Here is a 16,140-nt window from a genome sequence, read left to right on the forward strand (position 1 = left end):
CTGCGGCGCCTCAGGGAGGGCTGCGCGCATGATGTCCCTGTCCCCCGTCTATCCCGTGCTGGAAACCGATCGCCTGTGCCTGATCTGCCCGGCTGCGCCGGATTTCGACGCCGTGGCCGCCTATCTGATGCCCGGCGCGCGCCCCTTCGTGGATCAGCACCCGGACGAAGAGGCCGCCTGGTGGTCGATTGCCACGATCATCGGACACTGGCACCTGCGCGGCTATGGCCATTTCGCGGTGATCGAGAAGGAAACCGGCATGAACTGCGGGCTTGTCGGCCCCTGGTTCCCGCGCGGCTGGCCCGAACCCGAACTGTCCTGGCAGCTTCTGGATGGCGCCGAAGGGCGCGGCATCGCAACCGAAGCGGCGCGTTGCGTGCTGGACTGGCTGTTCCAGGACAAAGGCTGGGCCTCCTGCGTATCGCTGGTGGACCCGGAAAACGACCGGTCTGTCGCCATGGTCGAACGCCTCGGGGCGCGCTCCGAAGGCATGTTCTTTCACAACATGACCGGCGACCTGCGGATCTGGCGGCATTTCCCGAAAACCGCCGCCGGACGCAAACTGCTGGAGGGGCTCGCATGACCCAACCGACGCTTGCCGCCATCCCGGTCCTGCAGACCGAACGCCTGACATTGCGCGGCCCTGCTGCACAGGATCACGACCTGCTGTCGGCCTTCTATGGCTCGGAACGGTCGCATTTCGTCGGCGGCCCGCTGGATCGCGAAAAGACCTGGCGCCAACTGGCGACCGAGATCGGCCATTGGACCCTGCGCGGCTACGGGCGCTGGATGGCGGATCTGACCGAGACCGGCGAAACCGTCGGCATGGTCGGCCTGTGGAACCCCGATGGCTGGCCCGAGGCCGAAATCGGCTGGGACCTGATGAACGGCCACGAGGGGCGCGGCTATGCCACCGAAGCAGCCCTGGCCGCGCGCGCCTTTGCCTATGACGTGCTGGGCTGGACCACCGCGATCAGCCTGGTGGCGCCGGAAAACCACGGCTCTGCCCGCGTTGCCGAACGGCTTGGCGCGCAGCGCGACGGCGCCTTCCAGCATGCCCGTTTCGGGCCCCTGCATGTTTATCGCCATCCGGGTCCAGAGGCCCTGACCGATGGCGGTCCCGAGGCCTACGCATGACCACCCTGCCCGCCCCCCATCACGAGATCCCCGTGCCGGTCCTCGAGACCGAGCACCTGATCCTGCGCGGGCCCCGCGCAGAGGATTTCGCGACCGTGTCGGACTTTGCCCGCGACGCAGAGCGCACGCGGTTCATCGGCGGGCCGGCGGAAACGGATTTCGATGTCTGGCGCGGCTTTACCTCTGCCATCGGGCACTGGATGTGGTTCGGCTATGGCTTCTGGACACTGGAAGACCGGGCCAGCGGCGCGGCGCTTGGCCGGATCGGCGTCATCAACCATGTCACCTGGCCCGAACCCGAGCTTGGCTGGCACATGTTCGCCGCCGGCGAGGGCCGGGGCCTGGCCCATGAGGCCGCCACGACCATCCGCGCCCATGCGGCCAATGCCCTGGGCCTGGACCGGCTGATCAGCCATATCGACCCGGCCAACCTGCGCTCGCGCGCGCTGGCCGAACGGCTGGGTGCGGTGATCGAACGCGAAGGCATCCTGCTGGGCACGCCCTGCCTGATCTATCGCCACCCCTCCGTGTCGGAGGTCACCGATGCCGCTGAGTGATATTCCCGTGCTGGAAACCACCCGTCTTGTCCTGCGTGGCCCCGAGCCCGAGGATTTTCCGGATTTCCGCGCCACCTTTGCGTCTTACCGGTCGCGTTTCATGGGCGGGCCGCTGTCGCCCTATGAAACATGGATGCTCTATGCCGCCGAGATCGGGCACTGGCAGATCCGCGGCTACGGCATGTGGATGATCCACGACAAGGTCACCGACCGCGCCCTTGGCATGGCCGGAGGCTGGAAGCCCGCGCAATGGCCCGAAGCGGAGCTGGCCTGGATCATCTGGCCCGAAACCGCCGGCAAGGGCTATGCCCTGGAAGCCACCCATGCGGCCCGCGCCTGGTTCTATGACCAGCTCGGCTGGCAGGGGGCGGTGTCCTACGTGGACCCCAAGAACCTCGATTCGATCCGGCTGGCCGAACGGCTTGGCGCGGTGAAGGACCCCGAGGCGGCCTCGGTCGATGGCAATGACGTCTGCTACCGTCACCCGTCGCCCGCGGCCCTGAAAGACAGCCAGATCGCGGACGGGATCGCGATGGAAATCCGATCCTATCAGGACCCGCTATTTCAGCCGAAAGGATACGCTCTTGACTGAAACCCAAGATCCCGTGGCCCGCGCCGATGCGCTGCTGCACGAACATCGTGACAGTATCGACCGGCTGGATGCGATCCTTGTCTATACCCTGGGTGAGCGGTTCAAGCACACCCAGGCCGTGGGTCGGCTGAAGGCGGAAAACGATCTGCCGCCCTCCGACCCCGACCGCGAAGCGCGCCAGATCGCCCGTCTGGAATCGCTTGCACAGGAGGCCGATCTGGACCCGGCCTTCGCGAAGAAATTCCTGAACTTCATCATTCAGGAGGTGATCCGGCATCACCGGCAACACCAATCCTGAGGGGTCCCGCAAGGCCCCCTCGACCAACCTGACCGGCGGCACAAGCCGTCCGACCAACGCCATTCTTAAGGAGATCTCTCAATGGCCATGAAAATCCGTCTTGCCCGTGGTGGCTCGAAAAAACGCCCCTTCTACCGTGTTGTCGCCGCTGACAGCCGCAAGCCGCGCGACGGCCGCTTCATCGAGAAGCTGGGCAGCTACAACCCGCTGCTCGCCAAGGACAGCGAAGAGCGCGTGAAGCTCGACATGGAGCGCATCCAGTACTGGCTCGACCAGGGCGCCCAGCCCACCGACCGTGTGGCCCGCTTCCTGGAAGCCGCCGGCGTGAAGCCGAAGACCGAGCGCGCGAACCCGAAAAAAGGCACCCCGGGCAAAGCCGCCCAGGAACGCGCCGAAGCCAAGGCCGCCAAGGCTGCCGAAGCGACCGAAGAAACCGCAGAGTAATTCTGCGTCCTGGCCCTGCCCCCTGTCGGGGGTGGGGCCATTTTTCCCTGACCGAGACAGGATCGCCCCTTGCTGCTGCGCCCGTTTCGCCTGATCCTGATGCTTGGCGCCGCTTTCATCGCAGGCATGCTTTATCAGCACGAACGCCAGCAACAGGACTGCCTGGCAAGGGCGGATCTTACGGCCGGAGTGCTTTGCCAGTAAGGCTGCGCCAGCTTTGTCCCACGCAAGAGGTCCGCGGTGAGCGAAAACGATACCCCCAATTCTGAAATCGGACCCGATACGCTGATCTGCGTCGGGGCGATTGCCGGTTCCTTCGGTGTGCGCGGCGAAGTCCGCCTGAAAAGCTTTTGCGCCGATCCGGAAGCCATCGGGGACTATTCCCCGCTGAGCAGCGAAGACGGCGCGACCCTTTGGACCGTCACCCTGACCCGGCCGATCAAGAACGGCTTCGCCGCGCGGCTGAGCGGCGTCGAAACCAAGGAAGAGGCCGATGCCCTGCGCGGTGTCCGCCTGCATGCACCGCGCGACCGACTGCCCGCGCTGCCGGATGATGAATATTACCACGCCGACCTGATCGGGCTGACGGTGCTCGACACCGGGGGCACTGTGCTGGGCCGGGTGAAGGCGGTGCTGGACCATGGCGCCGGCGATCTGCTGGAAATCACCGGCCCCGGTCTGACCGGGTCGGTTCTGCTGCCGTTCACGCTCGATGCCGTGCCGACTGTCGATCTGGCGGGCGGGCGCATCATCGCCGATCCCCCCGAGGGCCTGTTCTGACATGCTGCCCCGGCTGGTCATCCATCCCGGTTTCCACAAGACCGGCACCAGCGCGGTCCAACATGCGCTGAAGCGGGACCGGCAAAAGCTGGCCAGCCACCTGCGGGTCTACGTGAAATCCGACATGCCCGCGCTCTGCAAGGCCGCCCGGACCTATGGCCAGTGCCCCGAGCCGCTGGAGATGAGCCTGTTCATCTACGAGGTCGCCTGCCTGTTCGAAACCATCGATCCGGCCGACCCGCGCCTTGTCCTGCTGTCTGGAGAGGACCTGTCCGGCGCCATGCCGGGCCGCGAGGGGCGACAGGGCTATCCAGTGGCCGCGCCACTGATGACCGCCCTGCTGGACACCGTGGCAGAGGTCTGGGGCGACCGCCCCGAGACTACGATCCACTATTCAACCCGCGCGCCCGACGCATGGACGCAAAGCTGCCATGCGCAACATCTGCGCGCCTCGCGGATGCGTATGGATCTGCAGGACTACACCGACTGGCAGCGCCCCCATGCGGATCTGAGCGCTCAGGTCGCGGCCATCATCGGCGCCCTGCCCGGTGATATGACCGTCGTTCAAACGCCGCTTGAGGCGTGCCAAGGTCAGGAGCACGGCCCGCTGGCACCGCTGCTGGATCTGGCCGAGATTCCCTTGGCTCTGCGCCAGCGCATGGCCCCGGTTCCCCACCGCAACAGCGCCTTGCCCGCCGAAGTACGCAGCAGCCTGCTGGACCTCAACCGCTCGGACGCCGCCCCTGAGGCGCTGCGCCGCGAAAAGGCCGCCCTGGTCGCGCGGGCCGAGGCGCAGATGCTGTCGCAGGTCCCCCATACACGTCCCGAAGAGACCCGATGACCCTGAAATCCCATGGCCGCAAGAGCATTTCCGCCAGCCTCAAACCCCGCAGCCTGATGGACGAGGCCCCGCGCCTTTCCGGGGTCTGGCAGGCGCAGGTCATCACCCTGTTGCCGCAGGCCTTTCCCGGCATCCTTGGCGAAAGCCTGACCGGCAAGGCGCTGAAGGACGGGCTGTGGCAGATGACGACGGTCGACCTGCGCAGCTACGGCATCGGCAAGCACCGCAATGTCGATGATACCCCTGCGGGCGGCGGGGCAGGCATGGTATTGCGTGCCGATGTCATGGGCGCCGCGATCGAGGATATTCTGGCCCAGAGCCGGGGCAATGCGCCGCTGATCTACCTCAGCCCGCGGGGCCGCCGGTTCGATCAGCAGATGGCCCGCAACCTGGCCCGCGCCGACGGTGTGAACCTGATCTGCGGGCGTTTCGAGGGCCTCGACGAGCGGGTGATCGAGGAATACGGCATCCTGGAAGTGTCGCTTGGCGATTTCGTCATGACCGGGGGCGAGATCGCCGCGCAGGCGATGCTGGACGCGACCGTGCGGCTGTTGCCGGGGGTGCTGGGCAATGCCGACTCTGCCGTCGAGGAAAGCTTTTCCGAGGGGCTGCTGGAACATCCGCAATACACCAAGCCCGCCGAATGGCAGGGTCGGACGATCCCGGATGTGCTGATGTCGGGTCACCACGGGAACATCGCCAAGTGGCGCCAGGCCATGGGCGAGGCAATCACCCGGGCGCGGCGCCCCGATCTGTGGGCGGCGGCGCGCGCCGGGCTGCTGGACGATCCCGTGGCCATGGTGCAGGACGCCGAAAGTCTGGCCGTCTTCCTTGAACGGCACGGCGCCCCGGATGCCGGCCCTGCCCTGCTTACGGTGCTGCGCGAGACCGGCGATCAGATAAGCCTGCCTGTGAATCCCTGGCAGGCAGCGGCGCAATTGTTCTGGCTGGCGCGGGGGTAATCGCGCCGTTAAGGGATCGTGCGCCTGCGGCGGCCACGCTCTTCGCCTGCGACGGGCGGGATCAGGGGGCTTCTGCCCCCTCTTGGGCCTACGGCCCAATTCACCCCCGAGAGTATTTTCGGCCAGATGAGAGAGCCCCTGCAAGCGGCGCTTGAAATGAGGTGGGAACTGGCCTATACGCGCGCTGTCCGGGGCCGGAATCGGCCAGCCGGACTGTTTTGTCTATGCCATACGTTCCTTTTCTTCGGCGGACGTGGCGGGACAAGCGGGATCAAGTCAGTCGACCTGAATCCTCCGGCGGGCTGCCCCTGATGTCAGATCAGGGCCGGGACCCGATGAAGACCGGAGCTCTGAGGCGGAAACCACCTTCGCGGAGCAACCGCGGGCAGATAGGAGAACAGCGATGAACCTTATCGCACAGCTCGAAGCGGAGCAGATCGCTTCGCTGGGGAAAACCATCCCCGATTTCAAGGCCGGCGACACCATCCGCGTCGGCTTCAAGGTGACCGAGGGCACGCGCTCGCGGATCCAGAACTACGAAGGCGTTTGCATCAGCCGCAAGAACGGTTCGGGCATTGCCGGTTCTTTCACCGTCCGCAAGATTTCCTTCGGTGAAGGCGTGGAACGTGTGTTCCCGCTGCATTCGACCAACATCGATTCCATCGAAGTCGTGCGTCGTGGCCGCGTTCGTCGCGCCAAGCTGTATTACCTGCGTTCGCGTCGCGGCAAGTCCGCACGTATCGCGGAAGTCACCAACTACAAACCCAAAGCACAAGCCTGAGGAGCGGCGTCATGAAAAAGGATACCCATCCCGACTACCACTTCATCGACGTCAAGATGACCGATGGTACGGTACTCAAGATGCGCTCCACCTGGGGCAAGGAAGGCGACACCATGTCGCTCGACATCGATCCGAGCGTGCACCCGGCCTGGACCGGCGGCAATTCGCGCCTGATGGACGCCGGCGGCCGCGTGTCGAAGTTCAAGAGCAAATACGCCGGTCTGGGCTTCTAAGTCCCTTCAATCGGTGGAAGAGTGGATGCCGTGGCCCCCTGGGGTCGCGGCATTTTTCGTTTGGGCGGGACTGGTGCCTGTCCGCTGTCACAGGTGTGGCGATGGCGGACCCGGAGACGCGCAAGGTGATGTTTCACGGCTCTGAAGGAGCGAAAACTTGGATCCCGTACCGGTATTTTCCCTGACTTCTGTCATCGTCGTTCTGGCAACAGCCATCGCGGGCTGGGTCCTGTTCCTGCCGCGCCTCAGCAACTGGAACGTGTGGCGCGCGATGGTGACGCCCCTGGCCTCGATCATCGGATCGGGCTTTCTGGTGCTGGGGCCGATCCTGGCCCATAGCTATGGCTGGCTTGCCCCGGCGATCATGGCGCTGCTCTGCCTCGGCGCCTGGGCCTTTGGCAGCGCGATCCGCGAGAACATCGCCCGGATCGGCGACACCCCGGAGGAGCCATCGCGGCTGGAAAGCATCGCTGCCGCGTTGCTTGCCCTCGCCTATGTGATTTCGGTGGCCTATTACCTGAACCTGTTCGGCGCCTTCTTTGCGGAGCTGACCCCCTGGCCGGGCCAGTTCGCGGGGCGCATCGTGACATCGGCGGCCTTCGTCCTGGTCTTCGTGCTGGGCTACGGGCGCGGCTTTGCCATGCTGGAGCGGGCCGAGTACCTGACCGTCGGCGTCAAGCTGGCGATCATCGCCGGGCTGTTGGCCGGGCTGGCGGTCTTCATGGTCTATGCGGTCCAGAGTGACGCGCTGTTCACGCCGGAGATCAGCATCAGTGGCCTTCCCGCGATCACCCTGGCCTTTGGTCTGCTGGTCACGGTGCAGGGTTTCGAAACCTCGCGCTACCTCGGGAAATCCTATGATGCCGTGACCCGCGTGCGGTCGATGCGGATGGCCCAGATTCTGGCCGGGCTGATCTACCTTGCCTATGTGGTTCTGCTGGTCTTCGCCCACAGGGTGCCCGAGGGCGAGCTGACCGAGACCTCGATCATCGCGATGATGGAGGACGTGACGCCGATCCTGCCCTTCCTGCTGATCCTCGGCGCACTGGCTGCGCAGTTCAGCGCCGCCGTTGCCGATACAGGCGGCGCGGGTGGGCTGATCGAGGAATTGTCGCGTGGCCGGCTGACCGCCAAGAAGGGCTATGCGGTGCTATGCGTGCTTGGGCTGGCCCTGACCTGGACGGCCGATGTGTTCGAGATCATCGCCTATGCCTCGCGCGCCTTTGCGCTTTACTACGCCGCGCAGGCGCTGATTGCGGCGATGAATGCCAGCGGGGCCAAGCGCGGGCTTTTCGGCGCGCTCGCGGTGCTGGGCCTTTGCATCGCCGTCTTCGGGCAGGCGGTCGAATGATCCAAGCCGGGTCCGCCATTGCGGCCGGCCCGTCCCCCCTGCCCCGACATGAATGCCGCGTTTGCGGGCAGATCGCACACAAGCGCTTTTCCTCGAATCGTCAGCCACCTATAGTGGTGCGACACAGGGGCCGCAGAGCGCCGTCTTAACGAGGGTCAGAGCATGGCGCATATCATCGTTGTCGGAAACGAGAAGGGCGGCGCGGGCAAGTCCACCGTCTCGATGCATATCGGCACCGCGCTGGCGCGCATGGGCCACCGGGTTTCGGTCATGGACATGGATCTGCGCCAGCGAACCTTCGCGCGCTATGTCTCGAACCGGAAACGCACGATGGAGAAAGAGGGGCTGAGCTTGCCCTCGCCCGAGTTCTTCGAACTGCCCGAAGTCGATGCCGCCGACTTGTCGCCGGGCGAAAACATCTTTGACAAGCGCCTTTACAAGGGGCTGGCCGATCTGGCTCCGGTGTCGGATTTCATCCTGATCGACTGCCCCGGGTCGCATACGCGGCTAAGCCAGGTGGCGCATTCGCTGGCCGATACGCTGGTCACGCCGCTGAACGACAGCTTCATCGATTTCGACTTGCTGGCGACCATCGACAGTGACGGGGAAAAGATCCTCGGGCCGTCGGTCTATTCCGAAATGGTCTGGTCGGCGCGGCAGTTACGGTCCCAATCGGGGATGAAACCCATCGATTGGGTGGTGCTGCGCAACCGGCTGGGCACGCAGGCCATGGTCAACAAGAAGAAGATGGAAAGCGCCCTTGGCCGGCTGTCGCAGCGCATCGGCTTTCGCGTCGTGCCGGGCTTCAGCGAACGGGTGATCTTTCGCGAATTGTTTCCGCGCGGCCTGACGCTGCTGGATCTGAAGGACCTCGGCATCACCAGCCTGAACATGTCCAACATCGCCGCCCGCCAGGAATTGCGCGACCTGCTGAAGGCGCTGCAATTGCCCGGCGTCGATGTGACCTTCTGAACCAGCGCCGTTTCGCGCGCCCCTGACATCAGGCGCTGACCGGCACCGGCTGGTCGGGCCTGGTCGGCAGAGCACGAAAAAGGCCGGGCGCGTGGTGCACCCGGCCTTTGGTCATTTGTCGGAATGGGCCGCTCAGGCGACCTTCAACCGCTTGGATCCCGGCTCTTCCTGCGTTTCCACCAGCGCGGAGTGCAGGATGCGGATGGCCGCGTCTTCCTGGTCCTGTGCCAGCAGGAACTGCACGTCGACACTGCCGGGCACATGCTGCACGGCAAGGGTCCGCACGCCGCCTTCACGCAGCGCCTTCATGCCGCGCTCGGTCGCGTCGAGTTCGAACAGGTTTCGGCCGATGGCCGAGACCAGGGTCATCCGGTTCAACCGCACCTGCGCGTTGGGGAAGGCGCTCAGCACGTCGCGCTCTACCCTCCGAATCGCCTTCAGTGGCGCATCGAGGTAGTGGATGATCGTATTGGCATTGGTCGCCTTGGACACGATGCGCACCTTGTGGCGCGTCAGCACCTCGAGGATACCCTGATCGTAGCCCTTCACACCCACCATGTCCTGTTCGAACACCTCGAAAGCGGTGACACCCAGACCGGTGACGATTTCGACCTGCGGGATCTCGGCGGGTTCTTCGTCGATCAGCGTTCCCGGATCAGCGGGTTCAAAGGCATTGGCGACGCGCAACGGGATGCCCGCCTTGCGCAGGATCTTGGCCGCCTTGGGGTGGATCGCCTCCATCCCCATGTTGGAAAGCTGGTCGGCCACGTCGTAATTCGTGTGACCCAGCTTGCGCACTGCGTCTTCGCCGACCAGCTTGGGATCGGCGGAAGACAGGTGAAATTCCTTGTGGATGATCGCTTCGGCAGCGCCGGTTTCCCCGGCGATGTTCGAAAATGTCACCTCGGAATAGCCCCGGTCAAATTCGCGCATCAGGCCTTCGCGACATTGCGCGTAGCCGGTGACGATCGGCAATTCGCTCGCCAGGTCGACGCCTTCCAGACCCGACCGGATCCGGTCGCGCAAGTCCGGTTCGCTTTCGTCGCGCCAGCCCGACAGATCGATGCAACGCGCGTTCACGCCTGCCCGTTGCAACATCAGCGTGGTGGCAAAGGCCGAATGGCTCTCGCCCAGCCCCGACAGCAGTTCACGGATGCTCAGCATGTGATCGGACAGCTTGAAATGCCCGTAGGAGCACAGCCGCTGCAAATCGAACAGGCAAGAGCGCGCGCCCTCGACACGTTCACGAACGAACTCATCGGCCACGTGGATATCGGCAGAATGCTCCAGCACGACCCGGTGGGCTTCGCGCATCGCTTCGCCGACCTCGGTCAGCGCGTCGAGCCAACCATGAGCGTTGTCGTCGTTGGAAAACAGCGCATAGACACCCGGCTGGCCGGACTTCTTGTGTTCGAGCAGCTTGTTGGTGATGCCGCCGAAGGCAGAAACCACGAAGATGCGGTGGTATAGATCGTCGCGATCCCCGATCAGCAGCGAATCGCGAAGTTCATGCACCTTGCTCATCGAGGTGCCGCCGATTTTCTCGACTGTATGCTTTGGAAAATTCATCTGGTTTCCCGGCCGAGGCCGGGCTCCTTCTTTAGCCGATCTGACATTGACCGATCTGGCTTTGACCTGCCTGGATTGGCCCGTCTGGCTTTGACCTGCCTGGATTGGCCCGTCTGGACTTGGCCCGTCTGGACTTGGCCCGTCTGGACTTGGCCCGTCTGGATTTGGCCGGTCTGGACTTGGCTCGTCGGGCATCCTGAATGCCCGGATGGACGAAGGCCGGGGAAACCCCCGGCCACTGCGTCTCAGGCGTCTTCAAGCGCGTAGGAGCCGTCTTCGCGGTGCACTTCCTTGCCGGTGACCGGCGGGTTGAAGCAGCAGGCCATGATCAGCTCTTCGTCGGCCACGACAGTGTGCTTGTCATGTTTGTCGAGCGCATACATGACGCCGGGCTTGATCTCGTGGACCTCGCCGGTGGCCAGATCGGTGATCCGGCCCTTGCCCTGCATGCAGTAGACGCTTTCGAAGTGGTTCTTGTAGTGGAACGTATGCTCCGAACCCGCTTCCAGGAATGTGATGTGGAAGGAAAAGCCCATCCCGTCATCGGCCAGCAGCATCCGGACCGAGGTCCAGTTGGCGTCCGAAACAACGCGGGACTTTTCGTCTTCGATCAGCTTGTTGAAATCACGAATAATCATTGGTTACTCCGCAGCAAATTTGATCTGTTTCTTCTCGGCGGCGGCTTCCAGCAGAATCTTCAGACCCTTGCGGAAGGTTTCAACCGGCGTGGTCAACGGGGCAAGCACCTTGACCACCTCGTCCATCGCACCCGAGGTCTCGATGATAACACCGTTGCGGAAGCATTCCGCGCAGATATCCGCAGCCAGATCCCCGGAACCGACATCAACGCCCATCATCATGCCACGGCCCTTGACGGTGGCGCCGGGAATTTCCTTGGCCAGTTCGTCCATGGCTTCACTGAGGATCGCGGATTTGGTCGCGATGTCCTTCTGGAAGCTGTCGTCGGCCCAGAATTTCTCGATCGCGACACGGGCGGTCACGAAGGCATGGGTATTGCCCCGGAAGGTGCCGTTATGCTCGGCCGGCTTCCAGATGTCATGTTCGGGTTTCACCAGCAGCGCGGCAAAGGGCAGACCCATGCCCGACAGCGACTTGGCCATCGGCACCATGTCCGGCTCGATCCCCATCTCCTCGAAGGAGAAGAAGGTGCCGGTGCGCCCGATACCCGCCTGGATGTCGTCCAGGATGAGCAGCGCGCCGTGTTTCTTGGCGATGCGGGCGATGCCGCGCAGCCAATCGGCAGAAGCGGCGTTCAGGCCACCTTCGCCTTGCACGGGCTCGACCAGGAAGGCGGCCGGGGCGTCGATGCCCGAACTGGGATTGTCCAGCATGGTCTCGATGATCGCCAGTGTATCGACGTCCTCGCCGAAGGCGCCCTCGAAGGGCATCCGCGTCACGCCGTGCAGGTCGATACCCGCACCGCCGCGCTTGCCTTCGTTGCCGGTCGCGGCCAGAGCGCCAAGCGTCATGCCGTGGAAACCGTTGGTGAAGGAGATGATGTTGGTCCGCCCCGTCACCTTGCGGGCCAGCTTCATCGCGGCCTCTACGGCATTGGTGCCGGTCGGGCCAACCATCATCACCTTGTGGTCCATGCCCCGCGGCTTGAGGATGTGACGCTCGAAGGTTTCCAGGAAGGCGGCCTTGGTGTCGGTATACATGTCGAGACCATGGGCAATGCCATCGGCGCTGATATGATCGATCAGCGCCGACTTCATGTCGGCATCGTTATGGCCGTAGTTCAGCGACGAGCAACCGGCGAGAAAGTCGATGTACTCGCGCCCCTCCGCGTCGGTCATGATCGAGCCGCTGGCCTTGGTGAAAACGGTATCGAAGCTGCGGCAATAGCTGCGCGCTTCCGATTCCCGCCGTGTGAAAATCGAAGATGTTTCGGTCGGCATGGGGATATCCTTGAATGGGGAGATGAGGTGAGCGCAGAGGCGTCAGGCAGCCTTTTTCAGGCCGCCGCGCATCTCGATGGTCACCATATGCTCAGTGTCGTGGCGCCCGCCAAAGTGATCACCCTTGGTATAATGCGGCTCATGGCTCAGTTCGCCCCCGGTCCGGCTAGCGAACCGACGGAACAGCGCCCAAGAGGCGTCGTTGTCCTTGGTGATCGTGGTCTTGATGCGGCGCACATTGGACAGACCGGGGCGGTTCACCAGATGGGACAGCATCTTGCCGCCCAACCCAAGGCCACGTGCCTCGGAGGAAACCGCCACCTGCCAGACGAACAGCGTTGAGGGATCATCGGGGAGGACATGCCCCGAAACCCACCCCATGACACCCTGGTCTTCGACCTCGGCAACGACGCAAGTCCCGGCGAAATGATCGCACTGCACGAGATTGCAGTACATCGAGTTCTCGTCGAGCGGCTTGCACGCCTGCACCAGGCTCCAGATGGCTTCACCATCCTCGGCGACGGGCTTGCGCAGCGTCATTGTCGTAGATTGAAGTGTTCCGGTTCCGTCAAGCATAGGTCCTGCACTCTTGTTGCTTCGCCAGACAAAGTAACCTCACCGCAGAATAATTCAAGTCATCAAAGTTTTTTTCTGACTTTTACGCAATTATGGCCTATCTGAACTTGAATACCCTTCATATTCCCTAAGTTTGTAGCGCTATGACAGATCAAACTGCTATGTATCAGCGAAGAATTGCCTTTCCGCCGTCGCAATGCGACCATGTTCTGCCTGCGAACGGACGATGGTGGGATATGGACCGGACGGATATCAGCCTGATTGCCTTGCGAAGAATCCTTCGCGCGACCGAGCTTTTCGGAAAGGAACTGGCACAGGCTGCAGGCTTGAGCCCGGTTCAGTTCCGCGTACTGCAACTGGTCGCCGGCCAGGGAATGAGCACGCCCAAGGCGATATCCGTCCAGATGGGCGTTACCCAGGCGACGGTGACCGCGCTTCTCGACAAGCTTGAAAAACAGGGGATGGTGACGCGACAGCGCAGCCAGGTCGATCGCCGCCAGATGAATGTGCAGGTGACCGAGAAAGGGCATCTGACGTTGGAACAGGCGCCAGACCCGCTGCAACAGCGCTATGTGCGCAAGTTCGAAGCGATGAAGGACTGGGAACAATCCCAGATCATCGCGGCTCTCGAACGCGTTGCAGAGATGCTGGGGGCAGACGACATGGATGCCTCTCCGGTGCTGTTCACCGGTGACATCAAGGATCGCCCCCCCCAGCAGTAGACCGGCCCGATATGAGGCCGGCCTGCCATCCTACATCGGGAAGGAAATCCGGAACTGCATCGTTTCCAAACCGGGATTGGTCTCGCTCAACTCTGCATTCGATCGGTGATCATAGGAAACCCCATAGCGAATGCCGTTGTGCGCCTCATAGCCGAGCTCGACGCCGGAACGAAATTCAAGAACGGTACCGATCTGCGGGCCACGCCCCTGCGCATGGAAGCCAGGCATCAGGTGCAGCTGGATATAGGCCTGGTCGATGTAGCCAGTCCAGGCAGCGCCACCGCCTACCCAGGTGTCGCCCTTGTCCGAAACCGAAAGGCCCACGGTCGGCTGGAACGGGCCGTACTGCACGCCAAGGTCGTAGCGGGCATAGACCTCATGGCCGATCTTCTTCTCCTGGAAAATGACGTCGCCATAGCTGATGGCAAGGCGCGCTTGTGCCGGATTGGCCGCCACGCACCCAGGATCACCGCAGTAATTGATGCCCATGTCGGCCGCGCCGGCAAGAAGGAAAAGAACCGCGAAAGTGCCATCCATGGCAAAGACTCCTTAACATTTGAGCCTTGTTATCGTGTCTTACGTCTTGTGTCGATTGCGTGATTTTGTTTACGCAAGAAAGCCCCTGCGAGATTTCTCTTGCGGGGGCTTTTTTGTTTTTTTGATCGTTTTGGATTTTTTCTAGGTCTGGCGGCGACTTACTCTCCCACGTCTTAAGACGCAGTACCATCAGCGCTACGGCACTTAACGGCCAGGTTCGGGATGGGGCTGGGTGTTTTGCTCGCGCTATGACCACCAGACCGAGGAAAAATCCAAAGTCGAGAGATTATCAATTGTTGTTCAGGTTCAAGTCTACTTGTTGATGTGTATGCTTTTGATTTTCCGTAGAAGTTTCTGTCTTCTACTGGATCAAATCAAGCCTATCGGGCCATTAGTACTGGTCAACTGAATGCATTGCTGCACTTACATCTCCAGCCTATCGACGTGGTGGTCTACCACGGCCCTCAGGGATACCTTGTTTTGAAGGGGCTTCCCGCTTAGATGCCTTCAGCGGTTATCCTTTCCGATCATAGCTACCCAGCACTGCTATTGGCATAACAACTGGTCCACCAGTGGATCGTTCACCCCGGTCCTCTCGTACTAGGGGCAACTCTTCTCAAGTATCCTACACCCACGGCAGATAGGGACCGAACTGTCTCACGACGTTCTAAACCCAGCTCACGTACCTCTTTAAACGGCGAACAGCCGTACCCTTGGGACCTGCTCCAGCCCCGTGGATGAGATGAGCCGACATCGAGGTGCCAAACACTGCCGTCGATATGGACTCTTGGGCAGTATCAGCCTGTTATCCCCGGCGTACCTTTTATCCGTTGAGCGATGGCCCTCCCACTTGGGACCACCGGATCACTATGGCCGTCTTTCGACTCTGCTCGACTTGTCAGTCTCGCAGTCAGGCTGGCTTCTGCCATTGCACTCAACGAGCGATTTCCGACCGCTCTGAGCCAACCTTCGCGCGCCTCCGTTACGCTTTAGGAGGCGACCGCCCCAGTCAAACTACCCGCCACACAGGGTCCCGGATCCGGATAACGGATCGCGGTTAGACATCAAGCAGAACAAGGGTGGTATCTCAAGGGTGACTCCACCGGGACTAGCGTCCACGGCTTCAAAGTCTACCACCTATCCTGCACATGTTCGGCCTAATGCCAGTGTGAAGCTGTAGTAAAGGTGCACGGGGTCTTTCCGTCTAACCGCGGGAAGCCTGCATCTTGACAGGCAATTCAATTTCGCTGAGTCGATGTTGGAGACAGCGGGGAAGTCGTTACGCCATTCGTGCAGGTCGGAACTTACCCGACAAGGAATTTCGCTACCTTAGGACCGTTATAGTTACGGCCGCCGTTTACCCGGGCTTCAATTCAGAGCTTGCACCCCTCCTCCTTTTAACCTTCAGGCACCGGGCAGGCGTCAGACCCTATACGTCGTCTTGCGACTTCGCAGAGCCCTGTGTTTTTAGTAAACAGTCGCCACCCCCGGTTTGTGCCCCCGGCAAATACTTGCGTATCTACCGGGCCTCCTTCTCGCGAACTTACGGAGGTATTTTGCCGAGTTCCTTCAACATCGTTCTCTCAAGCGCCTTGGTATTCTCTACCAGTCCACCTGTGTCGGTTTAGGGTACGGTCTGACGTGGGGCTATTTCCGGAACTGCTAAGCGGCCCCTCCAATCCGATAAGGAGGAACAACCGTCGCAATCCGTCACATCCCACTGGCTCAGGAATATTAACCTGATTCCCATCGTCTACGCATTTCTGCCTCGACTTAGGGGCCGGCTTACCCTGCTCAGATTAGCTTTAAGCAGGAACCCTTGGACTTTCGGCGAGAGTGTCTCTCACACTCTTTGTCGCTACTCATGTC

The 16,140-nt window shown here is 62.3% G+C and carries 19 protein-coding genes, 2 rRNA genes and 1 pseudogene (1 of these 22 cut by a window edge); 15 read left to right on the forward strand and 7 right to left on the reverse strand.

Annotated elements, in window-relative coordinates; translation table 11 throughout:
• Positions 1-28: 28 nt before the first annotated feature.
• The 14 genes and pseudogenes from PSAL_RS11530 to PSAL_RS11590 all read left to right on the forward strand — a co-directional run bounded on the left by PSAL_RS11530 (position 29) and on the right by PSAL_RS11590 (position 8,948).
• The gene (locus tag PSAL_RS11530; protein ID WP_119840280.1) at positions 29-583 is read left to right on the forward strand and encodes a GNAT family N-acetyltransferase; all 555 of its coding nucleotides are present in this window, start codon (positions 29-31) and stop codon (positions 581-583) included.
• Entirely contained in the window at positions 580-1,137 is a 558-nt protein-coding gene (locus PSAL_RS11535; protein WP_119840281.1) for a GNAT family N-acetyltransferase, read from the forward strand. The genes PSAL_RS11530 and PSAL_RS11535 overlap by 4 nt, the downstream gene beginning before the upstream one ends.
• Positions 1,134-1,694, forward strand: coding sequence for a GNAT family N-acetyltransferase (locus tag PSAL_RS11540; RefSeq protein WP_119840282.1), 561 nt, complete (start codon positions 1,134-1,136; stop codon positions 1,692-1,694). Before PSAL_RS11535 ends, PSAL_RS11540 begins: the two co-directional genes overlap by 4 nt.
• Positions 1,681-2,286: a GNAT family N-acetyltransferase gene (locus PSAL_RS11545; RefSeq protein ID WP_119840283.1), complete on the forward strand. Its 606-nt coding sequence runs from the start codon at positions 1,681-1,683 to the stop codon at positions 2,284-2,286. Before PSAL_RS11540 ends, PSAL_RS11545 begins: the two co-directional genes overlap by 14 nt.
• Positions 2,279-2,584, forward strand: a complete 306-nt coding sequence (locus PSAL_RS11550) for a chorismate mutase (RefSeq protein WP_119840284.1) — start codon at positions 2,279-2,281, stop codon at positions 2,582-2,584. The genes PSAL_RS11545 and PSAL_RS11550 overlap by 8 nt, the downstream gene beginning before the upstream one ends.
• A gap of 81 nt (positions 2,585-2,665) precedes the next feature.
• Positions 2,666-3,028, forward strand: a complete 363-nt coding sequence (gene rpsP / locus PSAL_RS11555; RefSeq protein ID WP_119840285.1) for a 30S ribosomal protein S16 — start codon at positions 2,666-2,668, stop codon at positions 3,026-3,028.
• 69 nt (positions 3,029-3,097) lie between these two features.
• Positions 3,098-3,232, forward strand: a complete 135-nt coding sequence (locus tag PSAL_RS19315) for a hypothetical protein (protein WP_269212576.1) — start codon at positions 3,098-3,100, stop codon at positions 3,230-3,232.
• Positions 3,233-3,268: 36 nt separating this feature from the next.
• On the forward strand, positions 3,269-3,808 hold the full coding sequence (rimM, locus tag PSAL_RS11560) for a ribosome maturation factor RimM (RefSeq protein WP_231388498.1): 540 nt from the start codon (positions 3,269-3,271) through the stop codon (positions 3,806-3,808).
• A 1-nt stretch (position 3,809) separates the two neighbouring features.
• Positions 3,810-4,649, forward strand: a complete 840-nt coding sequence (locus PSAL_RS11565) for a hypothetical protein (protein ID WP_119840286.1) — start codon at positions 3,810-3,812, stop codon at positions 4,647-4,649.
• Positions 4,646-5,422 (forward strand): annotated as a pseudogene (gene trmD, locus PSAL_RS11570) (tRNA (guanosine(37)-N1)-methyltransferase TrmD); the annotation flags it as partial. The gene PSAL_RS11565 and the pseudogene trmD, both read left to right, overlap by 4 nt.
• A gap of 592 nt (positions 5,423-6,014) precedes the next feature.
• Positions 6,015-6,392: a 50S ribosomal protein L19 gene (gene rplS, locus PSAL_RS11575; protein ID WP_119840288.1), complete on the forward strand. Its 378-nt coding sequence runs from the start codon at positions 6,015-6,017 to the stop codon at positions 6,390-6,392.
• A gap of 11 nt (positions 6,393-6,403) precedes the next feature.
• Entirely contained in the window at positions 6,404-6,625 is a 222-nt protein-coding gene (rpmE, locus tag PSAL_RS11580) for a 50S ribosomal protein L31 (RefSeq protein ID WP_119840289.1), read from the forward strand.
• Between the two features lie 157 nt (positions 6,626-6,782).
• Positions 6,783-7,976: a hypothetical protein gene (locus PSAL_RS11585; protein ID WP_231388499.1), complete on the forward strand. Its 1,194-nt coding sequence runs from the start codon at positions 6,783-6,785 to the stop codon at positions 7,974-7,976.
• 162 nt (positions 7,977-8,138) lie between these two features.
• The gene (locus PSAL_RS11590; protein ID WP_119840290.1) at positions 8,139-8,948 is read left to right on the forward strand and encodes a division plane positioning ATPase MipZ; all 810 of its coding nucleotides are present in this window, start codon (positions 8,139-8,141) and stop codon (positions 8,946-8,948) included.
• Positions 8,949-9,080: 132 nt separating this feature from the next.
• Here PSAL_RS11590 and PSAL_RS11595 read toward each other — a convergent pair whose 3' ends face one another.
• The 4 genes from PSAL_RS11595 to ectA all read right to left on the reverse strand — a co-directional run bounded on the left by PSAL_RS11595 (position 9,081) and on the right by ectA (position 12,976).
• Positions 9,081-10,517 (reverse strand): aspartate kinase, encoded by a 1,437-nt coding sequence (locus tag PSAL_RS11595; RefSeq protein ID WP_119840291.1) that lies wholly within the window; start codon positions 10,515-10,517, stop codon positions 9,081-9,083.
• Between the two features lie 245 nt (positions 10,518-10,762).
• The gene (locus PSAL_RS11600; protein WP_119840292.1) at positions 10,763-11,155 is read right to left on the reverse strand and encodes an ectoine synthase; all 393 of its coding nucleotides are present in this window, start codon (positions 11,153-11,155) and stop codon (positions 10,763-10,765) included.
• A 3-nt stretch (positions 11,156-11,158) separates the two neighbouring features.
• Positions 11,159-12,436, reverse strand: a complete 1,278-nt coding sequence (gene ectB, locus PSAL_RS11605; protein ID WP_119840293.1) for a diaminobutyrate--2-oxoglutarate transaminase — start codon at positions 12,434-12,436, stop codon at positions 11,159-11,161.
• A 42-nt stretch (positions 12,437-12,478) separates the two neighbouring features.
• Positions 12,479-12,976, reverse strand: coding sequence for a diaminobutyrate acetyltransferase (gene ectA, locus PSAL_RS11610; protein ID WP_231388500.1), 498 nt, complete (start codon positions 12,974-12,976; stop codon positions 12,479-12,481).
• A 272-nt stretch (positions 12,977-13,248) separates the two neighbouring features.
• On the opposite strand from ectA, the gene PSAL_RS11615 reads away from it, so the two are divergent.
• Positions 13,249-13,734 carry a MarR family winged helix-turn-helix transcriptional regulator gene (locus PSAL_RS11615; protein ID WP_119840295.1) on the forward strand — a complete coding sequence of 162 codons (486 nt, stop codon included), beginning with the start codon at positions 13,249-13,251 and terminating at the stop codon, positions 13,732-13,734.
• 30 nt (positions 13,735-13,764) lie between these two features.
• Here the strand turns inward: PSAL_RS11615 and PSAL_RS11620 are convergent, their stop codons facing one another.
• The 3 genes from PSAL_RS11620 to PSAL_RS11630 form a co-directional block, all read right to left on the reverse strand.
• Positions 13,765-14,271 (reverse strand): acyloxyacyl hydrolase, encoded by a 507-nt coding sequence (locus PSAL_RS11620; RefSeq protein WP_119840296.1) that lies wholly within the window; start codon positions 14,269-14,271, stop codon positions 13,765-13,767.
• A 145-nt stretch (positions 14,272-14,416) separates the two neighbouring features.
• Positions 14,417-14,531: ribosomal RNA gene (gene rrf, locus PSAL_RS11625) — 5S ribosomal RNA — on the reverse strand.
• A gap of 110 nt (positions 14,532-14,641) precedes the next feature.
• Positions 14,642-16,140 (reverse strand): 23S ribosomal RNA (locus PSAL_RS11630); it runs 1,340 nt beyond the window's last position.

Origin of the sequence: Pseudooceanicola algae (genome assembly GCF_003590145.2) — a bacterium.
GTDB lineage: Bacteria > Pseudomonadota > Alphaproteobacteria > Rhodobacterales > Rhodobacteraceae > Pseudooceanicola > Pseudooceanicola algae.

Coding starts and splice junctions, on each gene's coding strand:
- ectA (WP_231388500.1), bottom strand. CDS start 12,976: ATGACGCTGCGCAAGCCCGTCGCCGAGGATGGTGAAGCCATCTGGAGC.
- PSAL_RS11540 (WP_119840282.1), top strand. CDS start 1,134: ATGACCACCCTGCCCGCCCCCCATCACGAGATCCCCGTGCCGGTCCTC.
- PSAL_RS11620 (WP_119840296.1), bottom strand. CDS start 14,271: ATGGATGGCACTTTCGCGGTTCTTTTCCTTCTTGCCGGCGCGGCCGAC.
- rplS (WP_119840288.1), top strand. CDS start 6,015: ATGAACCTTATCGCACAGCTCGAAGCGGAGCAGATCGCTTCGCTGGGG.
- PSAL_RS11600 (WP_119840292.1), bottom strand. CDS start 11,155: ATGATTATTCGTGATTTCAACAAGCTGATCGAAGACGAAAAGTCCCGC.
- PSAL_RS11590 (WP_119840290.1), top strand. CDS start 8,139: ATGGCGCATATCATCGTTGTCGGAAACGAGAAGGGCGGCGCGGGCAAG.
- PSAL_RS11615 (WP_119840295.1), top strand. CDS start 13,249: ATGGACCGGACGGATATCAGCCTGATTGCCTTGCGAAGAATCCTTCGC.
- PSAL_RS11530 (WP_119840280.1), top strand. CDS start 29: ATGATGTCCCTGTCCCCCGTCTATCCCGTGCTGGAAACCGATCGCCTG.
- ectB (WP_119840293.1), bottom strand. CDS start 12,436: ATGCCGACCGAAACATCTTCGATTTTCACACGGCGGGAATCGGAAGCG.
- rpmE (WP_119840289.1), top strand. CDS start 6,404: ATGAAAAAGGATACCCATCCCGACTACCACTTCATCGACGTCAAGATG.
- PSAL_RS11545 (WP_119840283.1), top strand. CDS start 1,681: ATGCCGCTGAGTGATATTCCCGTGCTGGAAACCACCCGTCTTGTCCTG.
- PSAL_RS11565 (WP_119840286.1), top strand. CDS start 3,810: ATGCTGCCCCGGCTGGTCATCCATCCCGGTTTCCACAAGACCGGCACC.
- PSAL_RS11595 (WP_119840291.1), bottom strand. CDS start 10,517: ATGAATTTTCCAAAGCATACAGTCGAGAAAATCGGCGGCACCTCGATG.
- rpsP (WP_119840285.1), top strand. CDS start 2,666: ATGGCCATGAAAATCCGTCTTGCCCGTGGTGGCTCGAAAAAACGCCCC.
- PSAL_RS11535 (WP_119840281.1), top strand. CDS start 580: ATGACCCAACCGACGCTTGCCGCCATCCCGGTCCTGCAGACCGAACGC.